Raw genomic sequence first — 23,489 nt, forward strand, 5'->3', positions numbered from 1 at the left:
GAGGAAAACCCCGTTGAAAAAGACTGGAACGCAAAAAACCGAGGACGCGTCAGACCTTGGTGGCGATGTCGTTCGCGAGCTTCTCTTGGAACTCTGCGAGGGACATCACACCCAGGTCCTGGTTGCCTCGGGCGCGCACCGCGACAGCCCCGCTTGCCTTCTCCTTGTCGCCAATGACAAGGATGTACGGAACTTTCTGCAAAGAGTGCTCGCGGATTTTATACGTGATTTTCTCGTTACGCAAATCCGCCTGCACCCTAAGCCCTTGTTTTTGCAACGCTTTCACCACGTCCGTGACGTAATCCGCCTGGGCGTCGGTGATGGAGGACACCACCACCTGCGTCGGCGCCAGCCAGACGGGCAGCGCGCCGGCATGCTGTTCGATCAGGATGCCGATGAAACGCTCCAGGCTGCCGACGATGGCCCGGTGCAGCATCAGCGGGCGGTGGCGGTTGCCATCCTCGCCCACAAAGTCGGCGTCCAGGCGCTCAGGCAGGTTCGGGTCGATCTGGATCGTGCCACATTGCCAGGGCCGCCCCAGCGCGTCCTTCAGCGTGTATTCGATCTTCGGGCCGTAGAAGGCGCCCTCGCCCGGCAGGTACTCGAACTCGCAGCCCGAAGCCTTCAGGCCGTTGGCCAGCGCGGCCTCGGCCCGGTCCCAGCTCTCCTCCGTGCCGATGCGCTTCTCGGGACGGGTCGACAGCTTGTAGATGATGTCGGTGAAACCGAAGTCCTTGTAGACCTTCTGCAGCAGCCGGGTGAAGGCCACCACCTCGGATTCGATCTGGTCCTCGGTGCAGAAGATGTGACCGTCGTCCTGCGTGAAGGCGCGCACGCGCATGATGCCGTGCAGGCCACCGGTGGGCTCATTGCGGTGGCAGGCGCCGAACTCACCGTAGCGCAGCGGCAGGTCGCGGTAGCTCTTGATGCCCTGCTTGAAGATCAGGATATGACCGGGGCAGTTCATCGGCTTGAGCGCGTAGTCGCGCTTCTCCGACTCGGTCGTGAACATGTTCTCGCGGTACTTGTCCCAGTGGCCGGTCTTCTCCCACAGGCCCTTGTCCAGGATCTGCGGCCCCTTGACCTCCTGGTAGCCGTTCTCGCGGTAGACGCGGCGCATGTACTGCTCCACCTCCTGCCACACGGTCCAGCCCTTGGGGTGCCAGAACACGGTGCCGGGCGAGTGCTCATCGATGTGGAACAGGTCCAGCTCGCGACCGAGCCTGCGGTGGTCGCGCTTTTCGGCCTCCTCCAGCATGGTCAGGTACTGCTGCAGGTCTTCCTTGCTGGCCCAGGCTGTGCCGTAGATGCGCTGCAGCATCTCGTTGCGGTGGTCACCGCGCCAGTAGGCGCCGGCCACCTTCATCAGCTTGAAGTGCTTGAGCTTGCCGGTGCTGGGCACGTGCGGGCCGCGACACAGGTCCTCGAAGGCGCCCTCGCGGTACAGCGACACATCCTGATCGGCCGGGATGCTGCCGATGATCTCGGCCTTGTAGGCCTCGCCCTGGTCCTTGAAGTAGGCCACGGCCTCGTCGCGCGGCAGCACGCGGCGCACCACCGGCTCGTCCTTCTTGGCCAGCTCGGCCATCTTCTTCTCGATGGCCGTCAGGTCTTCCGGCGTGAAGGGGCGCTTGTAGGCAAAGTCGTAGTAAAAGCCGTTCTCGATGACCGGACCGATGGTCACCTGGGCTTCGGGGAACAGTGCCTTCACCGCATAGGCCAGCAGGTGGGCGGTGGAGTGGCGGATCAGCTCCAAGCCCTCGGGCTGCTTGTCCGTGATGATGGCCAGCGTCGTGTCCGACTCGATGCGAAAGCTGGTGTCCACCAGCCTGGCTTGCTCGCCGCTGCCGATCTTGCCGCCCAGGGCGGCCTTGGCCAGGCCGGTGCCGATGGACGCCGCCACCTCGGCCACCGTCAGCGGGGCCGGGTATTCGCGTTTCGAGCCATCGGGCAAGGTGATCGTGAGCATCAGGGATTCCTCAAGGGGCACCTGCAGGTGCCAAGCTGGATTTCAGGGGGAGTGCGCGATGGCCGGCTCAGAAATGCAAAACGCGGCCACCGGGGCCGCGTTGCGAAAGCACAAACAAGAGACGCAGGAGTGCACCGCGGCCGATCAGACCTCTTCGAAGAAGATCGAGGGAGTTCGCGGTGTCATAACCCGTGCTGCCTTTCCCGGTTCTGCTAGGTTGTTCGTGATGACGGAGTGGCAGTATAGCCCGGCTGGGCCGCTTCATCGGTGGCCGCGGACGTCTGTCTTCGCAGGTCACCGGGGGTGCAACCGAACCAGCGGCGCATCACCCGGCTGAAGTTCGAGGTGTCAGCCAAACCCAGCTGCGCCGCCACTTCCTCCACCGGCAGGCGGGTGTGGCGCAGCAGCCAGAGCGCACGCGCCTGCCGGGCCTCGTCCAGCAGGGCCTGGAAGGAGCGACCTTCGGCAGCCAGGCGACGCATCAGGGTGCGCGGGCCCAGTTCGCACAGTGCGGCCATCTCCGTCAGGCTGGGATAGCTGCCGGCCGGCTGACTGCGCAGCAGCCCCGCCACGCGACGGGAAAGGCTGCGCTCCGCCAGCGCGCGCAATTCGGCTTCACAGGCCCGGCAAGCGGTGGCGTGTGCGCGGGGGTCAGCGCCCAGACAGGCCATGGTCAACACCCGGGCCTCGGCCCGCAGCGCCAGGACGGGCGCACCGAAGCGAAAACGCACGGGTGCAAAGCGCTGGTATTGCGTGCTCCAGGGTGGCGCCGCGAGGGGCCAGTCCACGCTCAGCCCGTCGGGCAGTTCGCCCAGCGCGGCCTCCACCAGACGCAGCGTGGCGGCCACCACCGTGTCCAGATAGAAGCCGCGCGCCGGCCCCCAGTCGGCACACTCGCGTCCCACCAGCAGGGTCTGCTCCGCACCGGCATCGTCTTCCAGCGCCCAGACCAGTGCCTCGTTGCGCACGGTGCTGTAGCGCGCGAACACCCGCAGCACGTCCCCCAGGCTGGACGCTGTGAGCGCCGCGTAGCCGATCAGGCCATGCATGGACACCTGGGTCTGTCCACCCAGATCCAGCCCCAGCCAGGGACGGCCGGTGGCGGCCATAGCGGCCACCACCAGGCGCCGCGTGGTCTCCAACGAGAGGGGACGCTCGTCCTGCCCCAGGGCCTGGGCATCCAGGCCGGCCGCGGCCAGGACCGGCACGGTCTCCACCGACGCCTGTTCCAGCAGACGTCGCAGCATCCGGGCATAGACCGGGTGGACCAGGGCATCGGTTTCGGGCAGGCGGGCAGTGGCGGACATGGGGCAGGGGCAAGGACGGCAGGCCGTGGAAACCCGCGCTTGTCACTTTATGACGACCCGCTGTCAGAGCCATCGGTGGAAGCACGCAGGCGTGCTCCGGACACTGCCGCCCACTCCGCCCCATTTCCCACGGACCATGAGCAGCACCTCCCTTCCCTCCCAGGCCTTCGATTACGTGATCATCGGCGGCGGCAGCGCCGGCTCGGTGCTGGCCAGCCGGCTCAGCGAAGACCCCGCCGTTTCCGTCGCCTTGCTGGAGGCCGGGCCGGCCGACCGCAGCGTGCTGATCCACTGCCCGGCCGGTCTGGGCGTGATGGCCCGCACCGGCCAGGCCAACTGGTGCTTCGAGACCACGCCCCAGACCGGGCTGAACGGCCGGCGCGGCTACCAGCCCCGCGGCAAGGTGCTGGGCGGCTCCAGCTCGATCAACGCGATGATCTACATCCGCGGCCACCGCAGCGACTACGACGCCTGGGCCGCCGCCGGCAACCCCGGCTGGGATTGGGACGCCGTGCTGCCCTGGTTCAAGCGCGCAGAGAACAACGCCCGCGGCGCCGACGCCTGGCACGGCCAGGGTGGCCCGCTGCATGTGATGGACCTGTGCGACCCCAACCCGCTGTCACGCCGCTTCGTCGAGGCCGGCCGCCAGGCCGGCTGGCCCGAGAACCCGGACTTCAACGGTTCAGACTTCGAAGGCGTCGGGATGTACCAGGTCACCCACCAGAACGGCGAGCGCTTCAGCGCCGCCAAGGGCTATCTGCGCCCTCACCTGGGCCGGCCCAATCTGCAGATCTTCACCGAGGCCCGGGCCGAGCGCCTGATTCTCGACGGCCGGCAGGTCCGCGGCGTGGAGCTGCTGCACCGCGGCCAGCGCCTGCGGCTGACGGCGCGCCACGAGGTGGCCCTGTGTGCCGGCGCCTTCCAGTCGCCGCAGCTGCTGATGCTCTCCGGCGTGGGCGACCCGGCCGAGCTGCAGCGCCACGGCATCACGGTGCGTCACGCCCTGCCCGGCGTGGGCCGCAGCCTGCACGACCACCCGGACGTGGTGATGGTGCTCAAGGCCCCCCAGGCGCGCACGAGCTTTGGCCTGAGCCTGGGCGGCGGCTGGGACATCGCCCGCGCCATGGGCCAGTGGCGCCGCGAGCGGCGCGGCCTGCTGACTTCCAACTTCGCCGAGGCCGGCGGCTTCTTCCGCAGCCGACCCGACGAGGCCGTGCCGGACCTGCAGTGGCACTTCGTGGTGGGCCAGCTGGTCAACCACGGCCGCAGCGCGGTGTGGGGCCACGGCTACTCGGTGCATGTGTGCCTGCTGCGACCCCAGAGCCGCGGGCGGGTGACGCTGGCCAGCGCCGACCCGCTGGCCGCCCCGGTGATCGACCCGGCCTTCCTGGCCGAGGCCGACGACCTGGACCGGCTGGTCAGCGGCGTGCAGCAGACGCGCCGCCTGCTGGCCCAACCGGCGATGGCAGCCCTGGGCGGACAGGAGCGCGGCGCCCTGGCTCGGGCACAAGATCCGCAGGCCGTTGCCGAATTCATCCGCAACCACGCCGACACCATCTACCACCCGGTGGGCAGCTGCCGCATGGGCGCCGACCCGCTGGCCGTGGTGGACGCCCAGATGAAGGTGCTCGGTCTGTCGGGCCTGCGGGTGGTGGACGCTTCGGCGATGCCCAGCATCGTCAGCGGCAACACCAACGCTCCGGTCATCATGATGGCCGAGCGGGCGGCGGCCTGGATGGCGGCCGCCCGCTGGCGCCGGGAGGATGCCACCGTCATCGCGCCGGCACAGCCGATGGCCGAAGCCGCGGGCTGAGCCGCCGCCGCGGCGCTCAGGGCAAAGGCTGCAGCTCGGGTGAGGCCCGGCCGTCGACCCAGGCCTGGAACTCGTCGGCCAGGCGCTGGCTCTCGGCCACCGCGCGGCGCCAGGCGCGCTCGCGCGCGGCGTCGTCGTCCAGGTGGACCTTGAAGTCCTCCCGGCTGGGCAGCCGGCCTCCGGGCAGCGTGGCCAGCCATTCGGGGCGCGGCGCCAGCACCACCACCCGGTCCAGCGCAGTGGTCGCACGGTGGCGCCAATGCCAGCCTTTGTCCAGCCAGCCCGGCACCAGCGTGGGCTGGAAGTGCGGGTACAGCACCCAGCCCGGGTCCCCACCCTGCCCCGTGTCACCGGCCAACAGGCGGTCGTAACGCAGGTGCAGGTGGTAATCGGTGATGCCGCCGTCCCAGTAGGCCCCGCGTGGCGCGCCCGGGATGTCATGCACCGCATCCAGCCAGAAGGGGATGGCGCAACTGGCCAGCACCGCCGGGATGAGGTTCTGTGGCGACAGCGGCACCTGCTGCCCGCGGAAGTCGTGCAGCGGCAGTGGCAGTGCGTCGCGTGGGTCGGAGAACACCACCCGCTCCAGCCAGGCGCCCAGCGCCGAACGGGCGACCAGGTTGCTGGCGAAGGCCGCGCCATAGCCCAGGCTGGTGCGCCAGCGCGCGGTCTCACGCCGCAGCCAGCGCCGGCCGTGGCTGGTGAAGACATGCAGCCGGTACTGCGGATGGGCCAGCAGCGCGGCTTCCTGCCCGCCGAAGTGCTCATGCAGCTTGGCACCGAACACCGCGCTGACATGACTGGGCAGGGGCGCCTTGCCCGGTGCGTGCGCGTAGCGCTGGGTGATGTAGTCCTCGCCCAGGCGCTGCAGCGCGGCCACCGGGTCGGCCATGCAGGCCGCCGTCACGCGCCAGGCGCCGATGGAGGCGCCCAGCAGGTGCACCGTGTGGCCACCACGCGGCAGCCAGTGGCCGAACAGGAACTGGTCCAGCGGGCTCAGGATCAAGCCCTTGGGGCCACCGGCCGCGCCCGGCACCACGCGTACCTCGGAGGGCGCGAGCGGCCCCTGGCGCAGGCGCGCCAGCGCGGACGGGCCGGCCAGGATGCGCAGGGCCTTCATCACCATGCCCGTCAGGTGTCCCGTCGCACCCGCAGGCTCTCAGCGCTTGAGCTTGGCGAAGGCCGCGGCCATCGCGTTCGGCGCCTCGGCCGGGTGACCACGGCCCGACTGGGCACGCTCACCCCTGGCGGCGGGACGGTAGCTGTTGTCGCCACGGCTGCCACTCTTGGGTCCGGGCGCGGCGGCGTCCAGCTTCATCGTCAGGCTGATGCGCTTGCGGGCCAGGTCCACCTCCAGCACCTTGACCTTGACGATGTCACCGGTCTTGACCACCTCGCGGGCGTCGTTGACGAACTTGCTGGACAGCTGGCTCACATGCACCAGGCCGTCCTGGTGCACGCCCAGGTCCACGAAGGCGCCGAACTGGGCCACGTTGGACACCGTGCCTTCCAGCACCATGCCTTCCTTCAGGTCCTTGATGTCCTCGACGCCGTCGTTGAAGCGGGCCACCTTGAAGTCCGGGCGCGGGTCGCGGCCGGGCTTTTCCAGCTCGGCCAGGATGTCCTTGACCGTGATGGCACCGAACTTCTCGTCGGCGAAGGCCTCGGGCCGCAGCTTGCGGATCACATCGGCATTGCCGATCAGCTCCTGGATCGGCCGGCCGGCCGCGGCGATGATCTTCTCGACCACCGGGTAGGTTTCCGGGTGCACGCCCGACAGGTCCAGCGGGTTGTCGCCATCGCGGATGCGCAGGAAGCCCGCGGCCTGCTCGAAAGTCTTGGCGCCCAGGCCGGCCACGTCCAGCAGCTGCTGGCGGTTGCGGAAGGCGCCGTTGGCGTCACGCCAGCGCACGATGCTGTTGGCCACCGCGGTGGACAGGCCCGAGACCTGGGCCAGCAGCGGCGCCGAGGCAGTGTTCAGGTCCACGCCCACCGAGTTCACGCAGTCTTCCACCACCGCGTCCAGCATGCGGGCCAGCTCGCTCTGGTTGACGTCGTGCTGGTACTGGCCCACGCCGATGCTCTTGGGCTCGATCTTCACCAGCTCGGCCAGCGGGTCCTGCAGGCGGCGGGCGATGGACACCGCGCCGCGCAGGCTCACGTCCAGGTCCGGCAGCTCCTTGGAGGCGAACTCGGAGGCCGAGTAGACCGAGGCGCCGGCCTCGCTGACGACCACCTTCTCCAGCTTCACGTCCGGGGCCATGCCCTGGATGCGCTTGATCAGGTCGCCGGCCAGTTTGTCGGTTTCGCGGCTGGCGGTGCCGTTGCCGATGGCGATCAGGTTCACGCCATGGCTGGCCACCAGGCGGCCCAGGGTGTGCAGGCTGCCCTCCCAGTCGCACTTGGGCTCGTGCGGGTAGACGGTGGCCGTGGCCAGCACCTTGCCGGTGTCGCTCACCACCGCCACCTTCACCCCGGTGCGGATGCCCGGGTCCAGGCCCATCACCACGCGCTTGCCGGCCGGCGCGGCCAGCAGCAGGTCGCGCAGGTTCTCGGCGAAGACCCGGATGGCGACCTTCTCGGCCTCTTCGCGCAGGCGGCCGAAGAGGTCGCGCTCCAGGCTCATCGAGAGCTTGACCTTCCAGGTCCAGGCGATGCTCTTGCGGATCAGCTCGTCGCCGGCGCGCTTGGCGTGGCGCCAGCCCAGGTGCTGGGCGATGCGGCCTTCGGCCAGCGTGGGCTGACCCGGCACCACCTCCTCGTCGAGCACCAGCTTGGCGTCCAGGATCTCCAGTGTGCGGCCACGGAACACCGCCAGCGCGCGGTGGCTGGGCACGGTGCGGATGGGCTCGTCGTAATCGAAGTAGTCGCGGAACTTGCTGTGGTCGGGGTGGTTCTCGTCCTTGCCCGGGGCCAGCTTGGACTGGAACAGGCCCTCGGCCCACAGCCATTCCCGCAGCTTGCCGACCAGCGCCGCGTCCTCGGCCCAGCGCTCGGACAGCAGGTCGCGCACGCCGTCGAGCACCGCGAAGGCATCGGCAAAGCCGGCGTCCGGGTTCACGAAGGCGCTGGCCTCGGCCATCGGGTCCAGGCTGGGGTCCGCAAACAGCTTGTCGGCCAGCGGCTCCAGCCCCGCCTCGCGAGCGATCATGCCCTTGGTGCGGCGCTTGGGCTTGTAGGGCAGGTAGAGGTCTTCCAGCTCCTGCTTGGTAGGCGCGGCCTCGATGGCGGCACGCAGCTCCGGCGTGAGCTTGCCCTGCTCGTCGATGCTTTTCAGCACCGCCTCGCGACGCTCTTCCAGTTCGCGCAGGTAGCCCAGCCGGGCCTCCAGTTCACGCAGCTGGATGTCGTCCAGGCCGTCGGTGGCTTCCTTGCGGTAGCGGGCGATGAAGGGCACCGTGGCGCCGCCGTCCAGAAGGTCCACGGCGGTTTTCACCTGAGCCGGCCGAACACGCAGTTCGGCGGCAATCTGCAGAAGAATCTTGTCCAAAACCTGAAGGCGCAGGCAGCGGCCCGCGCGAGAGACCGGGAAAGCGCGGCAGTGTGCCAGATCCGCGGACCGGCCCCCGGATGGTGGCCGGCCGCGGCGCCTTCCCGGCGCCCGCTCAGGGCGCGGGAACGGCCACGCGGTTGGCCGGCACGATCATCGGCTGGTAGGAGAAGACCTCCCGCGTCTCGGGGCGCACCTGCACCCGCAGCCAGTGGACGTCGTTGGTGCCGTTGCCCGCGTTGTCCCCGAAGGTTTCCACGCGGGTGAAGTTCTCCAGGCGGCGGCCCTGGGCGTCCAGGAAGGGCTTGTCGACGCGCTGGTAGTGCGAATCCCCGTGCACATAGGCCACCGGCTTCTGGAAGTCGATCACAAGGTCGCGCAAGGCCAGCAGATAGGCCTGGAAGCCATCGGGCTGGCCGTCGGTCTCGGCCAGCGTCTTGGGGTCGCGCAGCGGCGCACGGGTCGGGTCGGCCTGGTCCCAGCCCGGGTTGGCCTGCGAAATCAGCATGATGGCCGCCGCGCCCCGGGCCTTGGCCTGGGCGAAGCTCTGCTGCAGCCAGACGATGTTGGCGTTGTTGCGGGCGGTCCACTCGGCGGCATCCGGCGCGGTGTCGCACAGGTTGTTGCACGAGCCCTGCACGTTCAGGGTGACGTAGGTGACGTTGCGATAGGTCCAGCGCCGGTTCTCCACGCAGGCGGTGGCCGCGCCGTTGTGGTCCAGGCACAGCTTGTCGGTCTGCACCTCCTGTCGCAGTCGGCGCTGGCCCATCGAGTACGGCGTGGAGAAAAAGACCTGGCGCTCATGGTCCAGGCGCTCCAGCGAGTTGTAGCCCCCGTTGGACGGGCGGTCGCAATCCGTCCAGTCGTTGTCGCCCGGCGTCAGCATGGCCGGCGCCCGCAGTGCGTTGAAGTAACCCAGGCCCTGGGTGTAAAGCGCATCGCTGCAGGTGGTGGGCGTGACAGAGCCCGCGGTGCTGTTGCCGGCCTTGAGGTCGCCATCGTGCACGGTGAAGGCCAGGGCATGGGCGTTCATGTCGGCGATCAGGTTGGGCACGCCGACCTGGGCCTGCAGGTCCGAATAGGGCAGGTCGCCCCAAAGGCCGATCTCGTAATCGCCCAGGCCTGTGGCGCTGGCCGCCAGGGCGATGGACGACAGGCTGGCGGCGACCAGGGTGCGCGCGGCGCGCAGAGAGGAAGTGCGGGTCATGGGAAGTCTCCTGAACGGCGGGCGCCAGGACATCCGGGCCGGCCTACCGCCCTTGTAGGAGGACTGCGTGACAGGGTGCTGAAACGGCCCCCCGCGACTCGGCCTATGCCGCCGGTGCCTGGCCGGGACGCAGCATCTCCTGGTGGGGGATGTCGTCCTCGAGATAGACCTCGCCCACGGCCTGGTAGCCGAAGCCGCCGTAGAAGTCCGCCAGGTGCGCCTGCGCGCTGATGCGGTTGGCCTGCCCTGGCCAGCTCAGATCGCAGCGGCGCACGCCCTCGCCCACGAGCACGCGGCCCAGGCCCAGGCCGCGCACGGCGGGATGGTTGACCACCCGGCCCAGCGCCGGCTCGTCGTACTTGACGCCGGGGTCCACGGCCCGCAGGTAGAGCACCAGTTCGCCGGCCGGCAGGCCGTGCCAGTCACGGGCCAGGCGGCCCAGCAGGTGCCAGCTGCGCTGGTCCAGGCCATCCGGGTCCAGGTAGGGGCCCTGCTCCAGGATGAACACGCGGGCCCGCAGCTGCAGCAGGTCGTACAGATTCTGCAAGCCCAGATCGGGGAAGCGGCACCAGGTCCAGAGGATGTCGGGCGGTTGGGTCGTCATGGTGGACCGCATTGTCCATCCGCCGGTGGCACACCTCAGCGTGGCGGCCGCGCCGGCGCGGTGACGCCGCCCAGGAACTTGAAGGTGGCGGTGGCATGGGCGCACAGCTCGCCCTGGGCGTTGAGCACCCGGCCCTCGCAGAAGGCCATGCTGACGGTGCGTTGCAGCACCTTGCCGATGCCGCGCAACTCGCCCTCGGCGGGCCGCAGAAAGCTGGTCTTGAGCTCGATGGTGGCCACGCCCGGGCCTTCCTGGTGGCCGCTGCGGGCGGCCAGGGCCATGGAGATGTCCATCATCGTCAGCAGCAGCCCGCCATGCGCCACACCCCAGCCGTTCAGGTGGGGCGCCTGCAGCCAGACCCGCACCTCCGCGCTGTCCTCGGTGGCGCCGTAGAACTGCAGGCCCAGGTGGTGGGCAAAGGGAATGGGGATCGGGAAAGGCTGGGGGTGGGCCTGGGGCGGGACAGGGGCGTTCATGCCGCGATCTTCTCGCAAACCCTGAGTGAACGCCCTCCCCAGGACCGCAGCCGCGCCGGTGCCTGCGGCGGAAAGCCCCACCCCCGGCCGGGCACTGCCGCCTTGCCTACACTGCCCCGCATGGACGACCGCCGCGCCCCCCTGCCCCCCGACGCCACACGCTGGCCCAACCGCTTCGCGGGCCTGGGCCCGGCCTTCCACACCCCGATGCGCGGCACCGGCCTGCCCGACCCGCACTGGGTGGCCACCAGCGACGATGCCGCCGCCGTGCTGGGCTGGCCGACCGACTGGTGGCAGCGCTGGCCCGAGGCCCTGGCCGTCTTCAGCGGCAACGCCACCTGGGAGGGCATGGCGCCGCTGGCCTCGGTCTACAGCGGCCACCAGTTCGGTGTCTGGGCCGGTCAGTTGGGCGACGGCCGGGCCTTGATGCTGGGCGAGGTGGACACGCCTCAGGGGCCGATGGAGCTGCAGCTCAAGGGGGCGGGCCGCACGCCCTATTCGCGCATGGGCGACGGGCGGGCGGTGCTGCGCTCCTCCATCCGCGAGTTCCTGGGCTCCGAGGCCATGCACCACCTGGGCATCCCCACCAGCCGCGGCTTGTGCCTGACCGGCTCGGCCCTGCCGGTGCGCCGCGAGCGGGTGGAGACGGCAGCCGTGGTCACCCGCGTGGCGCCCAGCTTCCTGCGCTTTGGCCACTTCGAGCACTTCTACCACCACGACCGGCATGAGGAGCTGCGCACGCTGGCCGAGCACGCCATCGCGCACCACTTCCCGGCCTGCCGCGAGGCCGAGCAACCGGTGCTGGCCCTGCTGAGCGAGGTCACGGAGCGCACGGCCCGGCTGATCGCCCAGTGGCAGGCGGTGGGCTTCTGCCACGGGGTGATGAACACCGACAACATGTCGCTGCTGGGGCTGACGATCGACTACGGCCCCTTTGGCTTCCTGGATGTGTTCGACCCGCAGCACATCTGCAACCACTCCGACGAAGGCGGGCTGTATGCCTACGCCCGCCAGCCCAAGGTGGGCTGGTGGAACCTGCACGCCTTCGCCCAGGCCCTGGTGCCCCTGGTCGGCCAGGGTCAGGGCACGCCGGAGGACGTGGCCGCCATCCGCGCCGCGCTGGCCCGCTACGAAACCGTCTTCGCCCAGGCGCTGGCCGCGCAGATGCGCGCCAAGCTGGGCCTGCGCGAGGTGCGCGAAGCCGACCAGGACCTGGTCAACGACTGGCTGCGCCTGCTGGAAACGCAGAAGGCGGACTACACCATCGCGATGCGCAGCCTGTGCGACTTCTCGCCCCGGGATGCGGGGCCCGTGCGCGATGTCTTCATGGACCGCGAGGCCTTTGACACCTGGGCCGCGCGCTACGCCGAGCGCCTGACCGCCGAGCACAGCGTCGACACCGAGCGCCAGGCCGCCATGCGGCGGGCCAATCCGCGGGTGGTGCTGCGCAACCACCTGGCGGAGACGGCCATCCAGCGTGCGGAACAAGGCGACTTCAGCGAAGTCCAACGCCTGCTGGCGGTGCTGTCCCGCCCCTTCGACGACGACAGCGGCACCGCCGCCGACGCCGGCTTCCCGCCCGACTGGGCGCAGCAACTCTCCGTGTCCTGCTCCTCATGACCCACGATCCGCGCGACCACGACGACGCCCGCTATCCCGTCCAGAAGACCGAGGCCGAGTGGCGCGACCAGCTCGACCCGACGCAATTCGCAGTGGCCCGCCAGGCGGCCACCGAGCGCGCCTTCACCGGCGTCTACTGGAACCATTGGGAGCCCGGCATCTACCGCTGCGTGGGCTGCGGTCAGGCCCTGTTCAGTTCCGACACCAAGTTCGATGCCGGCTGCGGCTGGCCCAGCTACGGCCAGGCCATCGAGGAAGGCCGGGTCGAGCGGCGGGTCGACACTTCGCACGGCATGACGCGCGTCGAAGTGCGCTGCGCGAACTGCGGCTCGCACCTGGGCCATGTGTTCGATGACGGCCCCGCCCCCACCGGAGAGCGCTTCTGCATCAATTCGGCAGCGATACACTTCGCGCCGGATTCCGGAACGCCATGAAACTTCTGTTCGACCTGCTGCCCATCGTCCTGTTCTTCGCCACCTTTCGTTATGCGGAAGGCCATCAGGACTGGGCGGGCGCCTTCGCCACCGAACATTTCGGCAGCCTCGTCTCCGGCGGCGTGGTGGCACCCAAAGAAGCCCCCGTGCTGCTGGCCACCGTGGTGGTCATCATCGCCACGCTCGCCCAGGTGGTCTACCTGAAGGCCCGCGGGCGCAAGGTGGACGCCATGCTCTGGTTCAGCCTGGCCCTGGTGGTGATCCTGGGCGGTCTGACCATCTGGTTCCACAACGAGACCTTCATCAAGTGGAAGCCCAGCGGCCTGTACTGGGCCTTCGGCATCGCCCTGTGGGCCAGTCAGGCCCTGTTCGGCAAGAACCTGCTGCGCAGCACGCTGGGCAAGGAACTGCCCCTGCCCGAACCGGTGTGGCGGCGCCTGAACTTCGCCTGGATCGCCTTCTTTGCCCTGATGGGCCTGGTCAACCTGTGGGTGGCCTACAGCTTCGAGACCGCCATCTGGGTGGACTTCAAGCTCTTCGGTGCCACCGGCCTGATGCTGCTGTTCATGGTGGCGCAGGGCGTCTACATCAGCCGCCACCTGCCCGAAGCCGAGAGCAGCGAAGGCGAGTCCCCCAAGAGCCTGCCATGAACACCCGCCCCCAACGCCCCACGGCCGACCAGATCGAGGCCGTCCTGCGATCGGCCCTGACGCCCTCGCTGCTGGAGGTGCGCGACGACAGCGCGGCCCATGCCGGCCATGCGGGCGCCGCCGAGGGCAGCCATTTCAGCGTCCGGATCGTCAGCGCGCAATTCGTGGGGGTGGCCCGCGTGGGCCGTCACCGCCTTGTGTATGATGCCCTGCGCGACCTGATGACCCAGGGGATCCACGCGCTGGCGCTGGACACCCGCGCACCGGGCGAACACTGAGCTCCGGGGCGCCACAGGCATCGGACGGCCTTCACGTGTGCCTCACGTCAACCCGCCGTTTCGCTTCGCGCCCTCTCCCTCTTCCTTCCCGTCATTCCTGTTCCTGACGACACGAGTCCCCCGAAAGGCGACATCCACCATGAAGCTGAAGTCCACTGTCCTGCTGGCGGCCCTGGCCGTGATCCTGCCGCTGGCGGCCCAGGCCCAGAACGTTGCCATCGTCAATGGCAAGCCGGTGCCCAAGGCGCGCGTGAACACCCTGCTGCAACAGGCCAACCGCAGCGGCCAGCCGGTCACCCCGGAGATGGAATCCCGTGCCCGCGACGAAGTGGTGCTGCGCGAGATCTTCGCCCAGGCCGCCGAGAAGGCCGGCATCCCCGCCAGCGCCGACTTCAAGGCCCAGCTGGAACTGCTGCGCCAGACCGTGCTGATCCGTGAGCTGTTCGCCGACTACCAGAAGAAGCATCAGCCTTCTGAAGCCGACGCCAAGGCCGAATACGAGAAGATCAAAGTGGCTTCGTCCGGCACCGAGTACCACGCTCGCCACATCCTGGTGGAGACCGAGGACGAAGCCAAGAAGCTGATCGAGCAGATCAAGGGTGGCGCCAGCTTCGAGGAACTCGCCAAGAAGAACTCCAAGGATCCGGGCTCGGCCGAGAACGGTGGTGACCTGGACTTCGCCAAGCCCGAGACCTATGTGCCGGAATTCGGCCAGGCCCTGGCCGCGCTGAAGAAGGGCGAGTACACCCAGACCCCGGTGAAGACCCAGTTCGGCTGGCACATCATCAAGCTGGAAGACACCCGCGAAGCCAAGTTCCCGGCCTTCGAGGAAGTCAAGCCGCAGATCATGCAACGCCTGGCCCAGGCCGCCCTGCAGAAGTACCAGGAAGACCTGAAGAACGCCGCCAAGACCGACTACAAGTTCTCGGCTGGCGAATAAGCTTCCCAGGCCCTGAGCCTCTGACGACAAGGCACCTTCGGGTGCCTTGTTCATTTGGTGCAGCCGCGGGGCCCGCCGCACGGGCCGGTTAGCATCTCGCCATCTCACTTTCACCTCTGCCACCATGGCCGCTGCCAACCTGCTCGCCCTGATCGACGACATCACGACCGTCCTTGACGACGTGTCGGTGCTGACCAAGGTGGCCGCCAAGAAGACGGCTGGCGTGCTGGGCGACGACCTGGCGCTCAATGCCCAGCAGGTCCACGGTGTGGACGCCAGCCGCGAGCTGCCGGTGGTCTGGGCCGTGGCCAAGGGCTCGCTGGTCAACAAGGCCATCCTGGTGCCGGCGGCCCTGACCATCAGCGCCCTGGCGCCATGGCTGGTCACCCCCTTGCTGATGGTCGGCGGTGCCTACCTGTGCTTCGAAGGTTTCGAGAAGGTGTGGCACCGGCTGCGCCATGGCACCGAGGAAGGCGCCGAGCATGCCGCACTGACCGAGGCCCTGTCCGACCCCTCGGTGGACCTGGTGGCGCTGGAGAAAGACAAGATCCGCGGCGCCATCCGCACCGACTTCATCCTCTCGGCCGAAATCATCGCCATCACCCTGGGCAGCGTGGCCGGGGCCACGCTGCTCACCCAGTTCGGCGTGATGGCCCTGGTGGCCGTCGTCCTGACCATCGGGGTCTACGGCCTGGTGGCGGCCATCGTCAAGCTGGACGACGCCGGCCTGGCGCTGGCCCGTCTGCAAGGCGACGGCGCCACTTGGCGCGGTCTGCGCAACCTGGGCCGGCTGCTGCTGGGCGCCGCGCCCTGGCTGATGAAGATTCTCAGCGTGCTGGGCACGGCTGCCATGTTCCTGGTGGGCGGGGGCATCCTGGTGCACGGCTGGCCCTTCCTGCACCACGGCGTGCTGGCGCTCACCCAGGCGCTGCCTGGCTGGCTGAACGCCGTGGCCGGGCTGCTGGCACCGGCCCTGATCGGGGTGGTCGCTGGCGGCCTGGTGCTGGCGGTGGTGAACCTGGTGGCCCGCCTGCGCGGGCGCGCCGCGCACTGACCCCTCGGCCGCCGATCAGACGCTCAGGGTTTCGCCCTGGGCCGCCAGGCGGCCGGCGTCGATCAGCAACTGCCGGTCGCAGCGGGCAGCAATGCCCCGGTCGTGGGTCACCAGCACCAGGGTGGTCCCGCGCTCGCGCTTGAGCTCGAACATCAGCTCCATCACCTTCTCGCCGGTGGCATGGTCCAGGCTGCCCGTGGGCTCGTCGGCCAGCAGCACCTTGGGTTGCACCACGAAGGCCCGGGCCAAGGCCACCCGCTGCTGCTCGCCGCCGGACAGCAGCCGCGGGTAGTGGCTCAGGCGCTGACCCAGCCCGACACGCTGAAGCATGTCGGTGGCAGCGGCACGGGCATCGCGCCGGCCTGCCAGCTCCAGCGGCAGCATCACGTTCTCCAACGCCGTGCGGTTGGCCAGCAGCTGGAAGCTCTGGAACACGAAGCCCAGGGCCCGAGCCCGCAGGGCGGCGCGGGCATCCTCGTCCAGCGCGAACAAGTCCTCGCCATCGAGCTTGACCGTGCCCTCGCTGGGCACGTCCAGCCCGGCCAGCAGGCCCAGCAATGTGCTCTTGCCCGAGCCCGAGGCCCCCACGATGGCCGCGGATTCCCGGGCCTGCAGCGTGAAACTGATGTCGTGGAGAATGGTCAGAGTCCCGGTGGCGTCGCTCACCCGCTTGGCGAGGTGCTCGACGGCGATGATGGCTGGGGTCATGGAATGAAGGACAAGGGCGTGTCAGACAAGAGAACCGCACCGGACGTGAAGCCGGTGCTGCCAGTCGGGCGTCGGCAATGGCTGCTGCACTGTAGCCTGTTGGCCTGCGCCCTGCCCTGGCAGGCCCATGCAGGGGCCGCCGAAGCCGCCCAGAAGCCCACGCTGCTGGTGCTGGGCGACAGCCTGTCGGCCGAGTACGGCCTGGCCCGTGGCAGCGGCTGGGTGGCGCTGCTGGGCGAGCGTCTGGCCAAGGCGCCACGCCCCTGGCTGGTGGTCAACGGCAGCATCAGCGGCGACACCACGGCCGGTGGCCGCAGCCGCCTGCCCGCCCTGCTGAAACAGCATCGGCCGAAGGTGGTGATCATCGAGCTGGGCGGCAACGACGCACTGCGCGGCCTGCCGCTGGCCAGCACCCGCGACAACCTGGACCAGATGGTCGCCCAGGCTCAGGCCCAGGGCGCCAAGGTGCTGGTGGCCGGCATGCAGGTGCCGCCCAACTACGGGGCGGCCTACACGCGGGATTTCGCCGCGGTGTTCAGCGAGGTGGCCCGGCAGCACAAGGCCACCCTGGTGCCCTTCCTGCTCAAGGGCGTGGCCGACCGGCCCGATGCCGATGCCTGGTTCCAGGCCGACCGCATCCACCCTCTGGCCAAGGCCCATCCCCTCCTGCTGGACAACGTCTGGCCTGCGCTGCAGCCGCTGCTGCGCTGAGGCCGCATCCGCTCAGCGCTGGTTGTTGTCGCGGCGCTTGTCCTCGTCCTGCGGCCCAGGCCGCCTGCCGCCGCCGTGCGGGTCTCCCCGTTCGGCACCGGGTGGCGCCTGCCGCACCGGTGCGGGCTGGTAGGCCGGCATGGCAGGCTGATGTGGCGCGGGGGGCACGGCACGCGGCTGAGGCTCTGGCTGGCGCGGCTCTGGCACGGGCCGCACCGGCTGGGGCATGGCGGCCGGCGGCCGATAGCCACCACCGCGTCCTTCACCCTCGACGGCGTCATCCCTTGACGGCGCCTGGAAGCGCGGCGTCGGGCTCGGCGCATGGGGGCGCTGCTCCTGCACGGCCCCGGGCCACGCGGGTTGCCGGGCTGGCGTGGGTGGCACCACAGGTTGTGGCATGGGTTGCGGCACCGGCATCGGAACGGGTGTCTGCGGTCGGGGCGTGACGGGTGCGGAGTTCCCCGGCTGCGGCCTCACCGGCAGAGGGTGCCGGCGCCCATCGGGCCCACCGTCGTCTGCCCCAGGTGCAGGCGAACGGGGCACGGAAGGCGAGGTCGGCACGGGCTGCAGCGCCTGCACCGGCTGCACTGGCACGTGGCCCCAGCCCGGTGTGGGCACTGCGCGGCCGCCATGGTCAGCGCCCTGTCCCGGCAGCGGCCCCACGGGCCGAGACGGCGGCGCCACCGGCACCAGCGGGCCACGGCCCCGGTCCTCGTCATCGTGCGGACGCACCGCCCGCCACACCGGCTGCTGGGCCTGCACCACCTGGGCGGGCACCCAGGTCGCCCCACCCGGGGCCAGGCGGTTGCGGTAGTCGATGGTCCCGGCCGCCAAGGGATAGCGAACCAGCGGCGGACGCCAGGGGTTGACCCGCTGGTAGTACACCGGCGTGTAGACATAGGCCGGCACGAAGGGCTCCATCGGCGCCAGCGGCACCCAGCCCACCGTGGGCGGGCCGGCATTGACCGAGACGCTCCAGCCCGGGCCGCCCACCCAGCCCACCAGGGCCGGCGCATAGACCGGCCGGCGCACATAGCTGCCAGGCACCCAGACCCAGCGGGTACCCCAGTAGACCCAACGGCCGTAGTGGAAGGGGGCAAAGCCCCAGGGCGCGTCGTCCACCCAGGTCCAGCCCCAGGGAGCAACCCAGAGCCAGCGGCCGTAGCGGTACGGTGCCCAACCGGCGCTCACCACCATCGGCTGCCACACCGCCCCATAGTCGGGGTGCTGCTCCCAGCGGCCATAGCGGTCCAAATCGCCCGCGCCGGTCATCTCGTTGGAGACCGGCGGGTTGTCGCGGGCCCAGTCGTTGCGCAGATCCTCGTCCTGCACCCAACCCACGAAGCGGTCCTGTGGCAGGTCCGTCCAGGTGATGTCGAGTTGCCGGCTGCCCGGCTGCTGGGCCAACGCAACCGATTGCCCGGCCCGCAGATTGAAGCTGCGCACGGGGCTGTTGAAGCGCCCCTCCCCGGCCAGCACGCTCAGGCGCGCGCCCTCGTCATCCAGCCTCAGCACATAGGCCCCGGTGCCGGTGGGCTGCAGACTGCCCTGGGCCCAGTTCAGCGAGAACTCGCGGATCACCTCCGGCTGGCGGATGCGAGCCGACACGGCACCGGACTGCAACCAGAGGTCGATGCGCGCATCGTCCAGCCGGCGCACCTGCAGCACCGTGCCACCATCCAGGCGCAGCACGGTGGAGCCGATCTCCACCCGGGCACGGCTGCCCGGGTCGGTGCTGATCCAGTCACCGGTGGTGAGCGGCTGATTGCGCTGCAGGCCGGCCCATTCGCCCTGCCCACCCTGCTGCAGCCAACCGCTGCCGTCCAGTTCCGCCAGCCGGCCCACGCGACCGGGAGGGTCACCGGCGGCCTGGGCAGCCACCATGCCGGCCGCCAGGGTCAGCCCCAGCCACACCCGGACACACCATGATGAGAAAAGCTTGCTCATGCCACAGCAACGCGCCAGCCGGCTCGCCGGCTGACGGGGAAGTCCCAATGACCTTGCTCCCGTCAGGCCGGAGTCCGGTGGACGCTCAATCATCCGAGGCCGGGTCCAGGCCGGGAAACAGCACGCTCGTGAAGCCGAGCTGACGCAGGTCCCGCATGCGCGTCGGATAGAGCCGGCCGATCAGGTGGTCGCACTCGTGCTGCACCACCCGGGCATGGAAGCCCTCGGCCCAGCGGTCGATGGGCTGCCCCTGCGGGTCCACACCCTGGTAGCGGATGCGCTTCCAGCGCGGCACCTGCCCCCGCAGGCCAGGCACCGACAGGCAGCCTTCCCAGCCGTCTTCCTCGCCGGCGGCCTCGTCTGGCGTGATCAGGGGGTTGAGCAGCACGGTGTAGGGCACCGGCGCGGCATCCGGGTAACGCTCGCTGCGCTCGAAACCGAAGATCACCAGTTGCAGGTCGATGCCGATCTGGGGGGCCGCCAGGCCCACGCCACCGGCGGCCGCCATGGTCTCGCGCATGTCCGCGATCAGGGCCTGCAATTCGGGCGTGCCGAAGGCCGACACGGGCTGGGCGACCCGCAGCAGGCGGGCATCGCCCATCTTCAAGATCTCACGTGCGGGCACAGGCTGTCCTCATTCAGGTGGCGGCAAGGTGGGGAGGACGGGCCTCCGCCACGACAGATTGTCGCGCGCCCTGCCTAGAATGCCCGGTTCCACCCATGTCGCTCGCCCGCCTGATCATCGCCTTCGTCCGTCGCCATGCCTGGGCCTACGCCAGCGCCGGGTTGACGCTGGTCGGGATCGCCCTGCTGACGGTCTGGCTGCCGCGCCAGATCGGCCACCTGGTGGACGCCCTGGTGCAGCACCGGCTGGACCGCGCCACCCTGGTCTGGGAGCTGGGGCGCCTGCTGCTGGCCGGCGTGGTGATCTACGGCCTGCGTGTGGCGTGGCGACTGCAGCTCTTCGGTGCGGCCTACCAGATGGGGGTGGAGCTGCGCGCGCGGCTGTACGAGCGACTGGCCCTGCAGGGCCCGCGCTTCTTTCAGACGCGGCGCACCGGCGATCTGATGGCCCTGGCCACCAACGACGTGGACGCGGTGGAGATGGCTTCGGGCGAGGCCGTGCTGGCCGGCTTCGACGGCACACTGACCCTGGTGATGGTGGCCGGCACCATGGCCCTGGCGGTGGACTGGCGCCTGGCCGCGGTGGCCCTGCTGCCCTTCCCCTTCATGGCGACTGCCTTCTGGTGGATCTCCACCCGGGTGCATGACGCCTCGCGCCTGGCGCTGGAGCGCTTCGGGGCGCTCAACGATCATGTCCAGGAAACCCTGTCCGGCGTGCGCACCCTGCGCGCCCTGGGCCTGGAAGCCCGCAGCAGCACCCGCTTTGGTCAACTGGCGGGTGAGGCGGCCGATGCCAGCTACCTCTCCCAGCGCTGGGAGGCTCGCTACGAGCCGGCCGTGGGCATGACCCTGGCGCTGGCCAATGCGCTCTCCCTGGGCCTGGGCGGCTGGCTGGTCTGGCAGGGTGAGCTGACCATCGGCCAGCTCACCAGTTTCGGCCTGTACCTGGGCCAACTGGTGTGGCCCATGTTTGCGGCCGGCTGGGTGCTGGCCCTGTGGGAACGCGGCCGCGCCGCCTGGGGCCGGCTGAGCACGGTGCTGGAAGAGCCCCTGGCCATCGACGACGACGGCGCGGTGGCGCCGGTGCGTCCCGGTGGCCTGCAGCTGCGCGCCGTGAGCCTGCATTACCCCGGCAGCACCCGCGCGGCCCTGTCGGCCTTGGATCTGGACATCCCCCAGGGCAGCACTCTGGGCCTTGTCGGCCCGACCGGCGCCGGCAAGAGCACGCTGATCCGCCTGCTGCTTCGGCAATGGATGCCCCAGTCGGGACAGATCCGGTGGGGCGGCGTGCCGCTGGCGGACTACACGCTGGAGGCCCTGCGCGCCGGCATCGCCTGGGTCCCGCAGGAGCCCATCCTCTTCTCGGCCAGCGTGGCGGAGAACATCGCCCTGGGACGCCCCGATGCCAGCCCGGCCGAGATCGAGGCGGCTGCGCGGCTGGCCGCGGTGCATGAGGACATCGAGCGCCTGCCCCAGGGCTACGCCACCCCGGTGGGCGAGCGCGGCGTCACCCTGTCCGGCGGCCAGCGGCAGCGCGTGGCCATCGCCCGGGCCCTGCTGGCTGACGCCCCGCTGCTGCTGCTGGACGACGCGCTCTCGGCAGTGGACACCGAGACCGAGCACCGCATCCTGCAGCACCTGCGCGCCCAGCGCCAGGGCCGCACGGTGATCGTGGTCAGCCACCGGCTCTCGGCGGTGATGGATGCCGACGCCATCGCCGTGCTGCGCCAGGGCCAACTGGCCGAGCTGGGCACGCACGAAACCCTGCTGGCCAAAGGCGTGCAGGCCGGCTGGTACGCCCACCAGTGGCGCATCCAGCAACTGGAGACCTCGCTTGACCAAGCCTGACGCCGCCTCCGCATCGCCCTTCCAGGACGGCGTGGCGCGCAAGGCCGCCGCCCTGCTCTGGCAGGCCGCCCGCCCCGAAGCCCGGCCCATCGGCTGGGGCCTGCTGTGGCTGCTGCTGGCTGCAGCGCTGGACGCGCTGGGGCCGGTGCTGGGCAAGGCCTTCATCGACCGCCACCTGGTGCCCCACCAGCCCGGGCTGGGCGCCATGCTGGGTCTGCTGCTGGGGACCCTGGTGGCCGGCTGCATCGCCAGCCTGCTGCGCTACGGCCAGCTCAGCCGCCTGGCCGGTGTGGCCATGCGCTCGGTGCAACGCATCCGCGAAGCGGTCTATGGCCACGTGCTGCGCCTGCCCATGGCCTTCTTCGACACGGCCATCACCGGCCAGCTGGTCAGCCGCGTCACCAACGACACCGAGGCGGTCAAGCAGCTCTATGTGCAGGTGCTGTTCGTGATGCTGGACGCGGTCATCATGCTGCTGAGCGTGCTGGTGACCATGACGCTGCTGGACTGGCGCCTGATGCTGATCGTGGCCACCTTGGTGCCGGCGGTCTTCGCCATCGTCTACGTCTACCAGCGCATCTCCGCCCCCGCGGTGGCCCGCACCCGCGAGCTGCGCAGCAGCCTGAACGCCCAGGCGGCCGAATCGATCGCCGGCATGGCGGTGCTGCAGGCCAGCGGGGCGGCGGCGCGCTACGAGGCCCGCTACGCCCAGGTGAACCTGGCGCACTACGCCTCGCGGCGGGTCGAACTGCGGGCCAACGCCTTTCTGCTGCGCCCGGCACTGGACCTGCTCAATGTGCTGATGCTGGCCATGGTCATCGCGGTCTTCGGCCTGCGCGAGGCCGGCGGGGAGCTCAGCACGGTCGAGGTGGGCGTGGTCTACGCCTTCGTGGCCTACATCGGCCGGGTGGTGGAGCCGCTGATCCAGATGACCATGCAGTTCTCGCAACTGCAGCAGGCGGTGATCGCCGCGGCCCGGGTCAACACCCTGCTGGACGAGGCCCAGGCCGCACGCCCGCGGGCGCAGGGCCGGGTCACGGCCGGTGAGGTGGACATCCGCCGGCTGAACTTTGCCTATGGCCAAGGCGCACCGGTGCTGCGCGAGGTGGACCTGCGCATCGCGCCCGGCGAGTTCATCGGCATCGTCGGGCCCACCGGCAGCGGCAAATCGACGCTGCTGTCGCTGCTGCTGCGCTTTTATCCCGTCACCCAGGGTGCACTGTGCATCGACGGGCAACCCCTCGCCTCGTTGGACGAAGAGGCCTTCCGCGACGCAGTGGGCTTGGTGCCGCAGGAGCCCTTCCTGCTGGCGGCCACGGTGCGCGAGAACATCGCGATGGGCCGTCCGCTGACCGACGCCCAGATCCAGGCCGCCGCCGAGGCCGCCGGTGCGGCGGGCTTCATCGCCCGGCTGGAACAGGGTTATGACACGGTGCTGGGCGAAGGCGGTGCCCGCCTGGCGGTGGGTGAAAAGCAGTTGCTGGCCATCGCCCGTGCGCTGGCCGTGCGCCCGCGCATCCTGCTGCTGGATGAGGCGACCTCGCACATCGACAGCGAGACCGAACAGGTGGTGCAGCGGGCGCTCGCCGCGCTGCACGGCCAGTTGACGATCATCTCGATCGCCCACCGGCTGTCGACCATCCGCGATGCCGACCGCATCGTGGTGCTGCAGCACGGCCGTGTGGCCGAACTGGGGCCGCATGAAGCCCTGATGGCCCTGGACGACGGCATCTACCGCCGTCTGGTCGAACTGCAGCAACTGGCGGCAGAGAACGAAGCCTCTGCCTGAGCCGGTCGGTGACCGGCTGC

At 70.0% G+C, this 23,489-nt stretch carries 20 protein-coding genes; 10 read left to right on the plus strand and 10 right to left on the minus strand.

What is annotated here, in order from left to right:
- Nucleotides 1-49: 49 nt before the first annotated feature.
- On the minus strand, nt 50-1,969 hold the full coding sequence (thrS, locus tag M0L44_RS15285) for a threonine--tRNA ligase (protein ID WP_252770670.1): 1,920 nt from the start codon (nt 1,967-1,969) through the stop codon (nt 50-52).
- Nucleotides 1,970-2,181: 212 nt separating this feature from the next.
- Nucleotides 2,182-3,276 (minus strand): AraC family transcriptional regulator, encoded by a 1,095-nt coding sequence (locus M0L44_RS15290; RefSeq protein WP_252770671.1) that lies wholly within the window; start codon nt 3,274-3,276, stop codon nt 2,182-2,184.
- Between the two features lie 136 nt (nt 3,277-3,412).
- Here M0L44_RS15290 and M0L44_RS15295 point away from each other — a divergent pair, with 136 nt between their 5' ends.
- On the plus strand, nt 3,413-5,089 hold the full coding sequence (locus M0L44_RS15295; RefSeq protein ID WP_252770672.1) for a GMC family oxidoreductase: 1,677 nt from the start codon (nt 3,413-3,415) through the stop codon (nt 5,087-5,089).
- Nucleotides 5,090-5,105: 16 nt separating this feature from the next.
- Here the strand turns inward: M0L44_RS15295 and M0L44_RS15300 are convergent, their stop codons facing one another.
- The 5 genes from M0L44_RS15300 to M0L44_RS15320 all read right to left on the minus strand — a co-directional run bounded on the left by M0L44_RS15300 (nt 5,106) and on the right by M0L44_RS15320 (nt 10,866).
- A complete protein-coding gene (locus tag M0L44_RS15300; RefSeq protein ID WP_252770728.1) occupies nt 5,106-6,209 on the minus strand; it encodes a patatin-like phospholipase family protein in 1,104 nt (367 codons plus the stop codon).
- 39 nt (nt 6,210-6,248) lie between these two features.
- Entirely contained in the window at nt 6,249-8,579 is a 2,331-nt protein-coding gene (locus tag M0L44_RS15305) for a Tex family protein (RefSeq protein WP_252770673.1), read from the minus strand.
- 115 nt (nt 8,580-8,694) lie between these two features.
- Complete coding sequence (locus tag M0L44_RS15310; protein ID WP_252770674.1) at nt 8,695-9,786, minus strand: hypothetical protein; 1,092 nt, start codon at nt 9,784-9,786, stop codon at nt 8,695-8,697.
- 103 nt (nt 9,787-9,889) lie between these two features.
- A complete protein-coding gene (locus M0L44_RS15315) occupies nt 9,890-10,390 on the minus strand; it encodes a GNAT family N-acetyltransferase (RefSeq protein ID WP_252770675.1) in 501 nt (166 codons plus the stop codon).
- 35 nt (nt 10,391-10,425) lie between these two features.
- Nucleotides 10,426-10,866 carry a PaaI family thioesterase gene (locus M0L44_RS15320; protein ID WP_252770676.1) on the minus strand — a complete coding sequence of 147 codons (441 nt, stop codon included), beginning with the start codon at nt 10,864-10,866 and terminating at the stop codon, nt 10,426-10,428.
- A gap of 120 nt (nt 10,867-10,986) precedes the next feature.
- Here M0L44_RS15320 and M0L44_RS15325 point away from each other — a divergent pair, with 120 nt between their 5' ends.
- The 6 genes from M0L44_RS15325 to M0L44_RS15350 all read left to right on the plus strand — a co-directional run bounded on the left by M0L44_RS15325 (nt 10,987) and on the right by M0L44_RS15350 (nt 15,842).
- On the plus strand, nt 10,987-12,486 hold the full coding sequence (locus tag M0L44_RS15325) for a protein adenylyltransferase SelO (RefSeq protein ID WP_252770677.1): 1,500 nt from the start codon (nt 10,987-10,989) through the stop codon (nt 12,484-12,486).
- Nucleotides 12,483-12,920 carry a peptide-methionine (R)-S-oxide reductase MsrB gene (msrB, locus tag M0L44_RS15330; RefSeq protein ID WP_252770678.1) on the plus strand — a complete coding sequence of 146 codons (438 nt, stop codon included), beginning with the start codon at nt 12,483-12,485 and terminating at the stop codon, nt 12,918-12,920. Before M0L44_RS15325 ends, msrB begins: the two co-directional genes overlap by 4 nt.
- Entirely contained in the window at nt 12,917-13,570 is a 654-nt protein-coding gene (locus M0L44_RS15335; RefSeq protein ID WP_252770679.1) for a septation protein A, read from the plus strand. Before msrB ends, M0L44_RS15335 begins: the two co-directional genes overlap by 4 nt.
- The gene (locus M0L44_RS15340; protein WP_252770680.1) at nt 13,567-13,848 is read left to right on the plus strand and encodes a BolA family protein; all 282 of its coding nucleotides are present in this window, start codon (nt 13,567-13,569) and stop codon (nt 13,846-13,848) included. Before M0L44_RS15335 ends, M0L44_RS15340 begins: the two co-directional genes overlap by 4 nt.
- Nucleotides 13,849-13,987: 139 nt before the next feature.
- Complete coding sequence (locus M0L44_RS15345; protein ID WP_252770681.1) at nt 13,988-14,788, plus strand: peptidylprolyl isomerase; 801 nt, start codon at nt 13,988-13,990, stop codon at nt 14,786-14,788.
- A gap of 124 nt (nt 14,789-14,912) precedes the next feature.
- Nucleotides 14,913-15,842 (plus strand): DUF808 domain-containing protein, encoded by a 930-nt coding sequence (locus tag M0L44_RS15350; protein ID WP_252770682.1) that lies wholly within the window; start codon nt 14,913-14,915, stop codon nt 15,840-15,842.
- A gap of 15 nt (nt 15,843-15,857) precedes the next feature.
- On the opposite strand, the gene M0L44_RS15355 is transcribed toward M0L44_RS15350, so the two are convergent.
- Nucleotides 15,858-16,550 (minus strand): ABC transporter ATP-binding protein, encoded by a 693-nt coding sequence (locus M0L44_RS15355; RefSeq protein WP_252770683.1) that lies wholly within the window; start codon nt 16,548-16,550, stop codon nt 15,858-15,860.
- Between the two features lie 18 nt (nt 16,551-16,568).
- Between M0L44_RS15355 and M0L44_RS15360 the strand changes: the two genes are divergently transcribed.
- Entirely contained in the window at nt 16,569-17,261 is a 693-nt protein-coding gene (locus M0L44_RS15360) for an arylesterase (RefSeq protein ID WP_435526428.1), read from the plus strand.
- A 12-nt stretch (nt 17,262-17,273) separates the two neighbouring features.
- Here the strand turns inward: M0L44_RS15360 and M0L44_RS22125 are convergent, their stop codons facing one another.
- Together M0L44_RS22125 and def are read right to left on the minus strand one after the other, a co-directional pair.
- Nucleotides 17,274-19,208, minus strand: coding sequence for a DUF6600 domain-containing protein (locus tag M0L44_RS22125; RefSeq protein ID WP_290429061.1), 1,935 nt, complete (start codon nt 19,206-19,208; stop codon nt 17,274-17,276).
- Between the two features lie 85 nt (nt 19,209-19,293).
- Nucleotides 19,294-19,833, minus strand: a complete 540-nt coding sequence (gene def / locus M0L44_RS15370; protein WP_354004134.1) for a peptide deformylase — start codon at nt 19,831-19,833, stop codon at nt 19,294-19,296.
- 95 nt (nt 19,834-19,928) lie between these two features.
- Between def and M0L44_RS15375 the strand changes: the two genes are divergently transcribed.
- Both M0L44_RS15375 and M0L44_RS15380 read left to right on the plus strand, forming a co-directional pair.
- Complete coding sequence (locus M0L44_RS15375) at nt 19,929-21,680, plus strand: ABC transporter ATP-binding protein (RefSeq protein WP_252770684.1); 1,752 nt, start codon at nt 19,929-19,931, stop codon at nt 21,678-21,680.
- Nucleotides 21,667-23,469, plus strand: coding sequence for an ABC transporter ATP-binding protein (locus M0L44_RS15380; RefSeq protein ID WP_252770685.1), 1,803 nt, complete (start codon nt 21,667-21,669; stop codon nt 23,467-23,469). The genes M0L44_RS15375 and M0L44_RS15380 overlap by 14 nt, the downstream gene beginning before the upstream one ends.
- Nucleotides 23,470-23,489 lie beyond the last annotated feature (20 nt).

Source organism: Ideonella oryzae (assembly GCF_024055665.1).
GTDB classification, from domain to species: domain Bacteria; phylum Pseudomonadota; class Gammaproteobacteria; order Burkholderiales; family Burkholderiaceae_C; genus Ideonella; species Ideonella oryzae.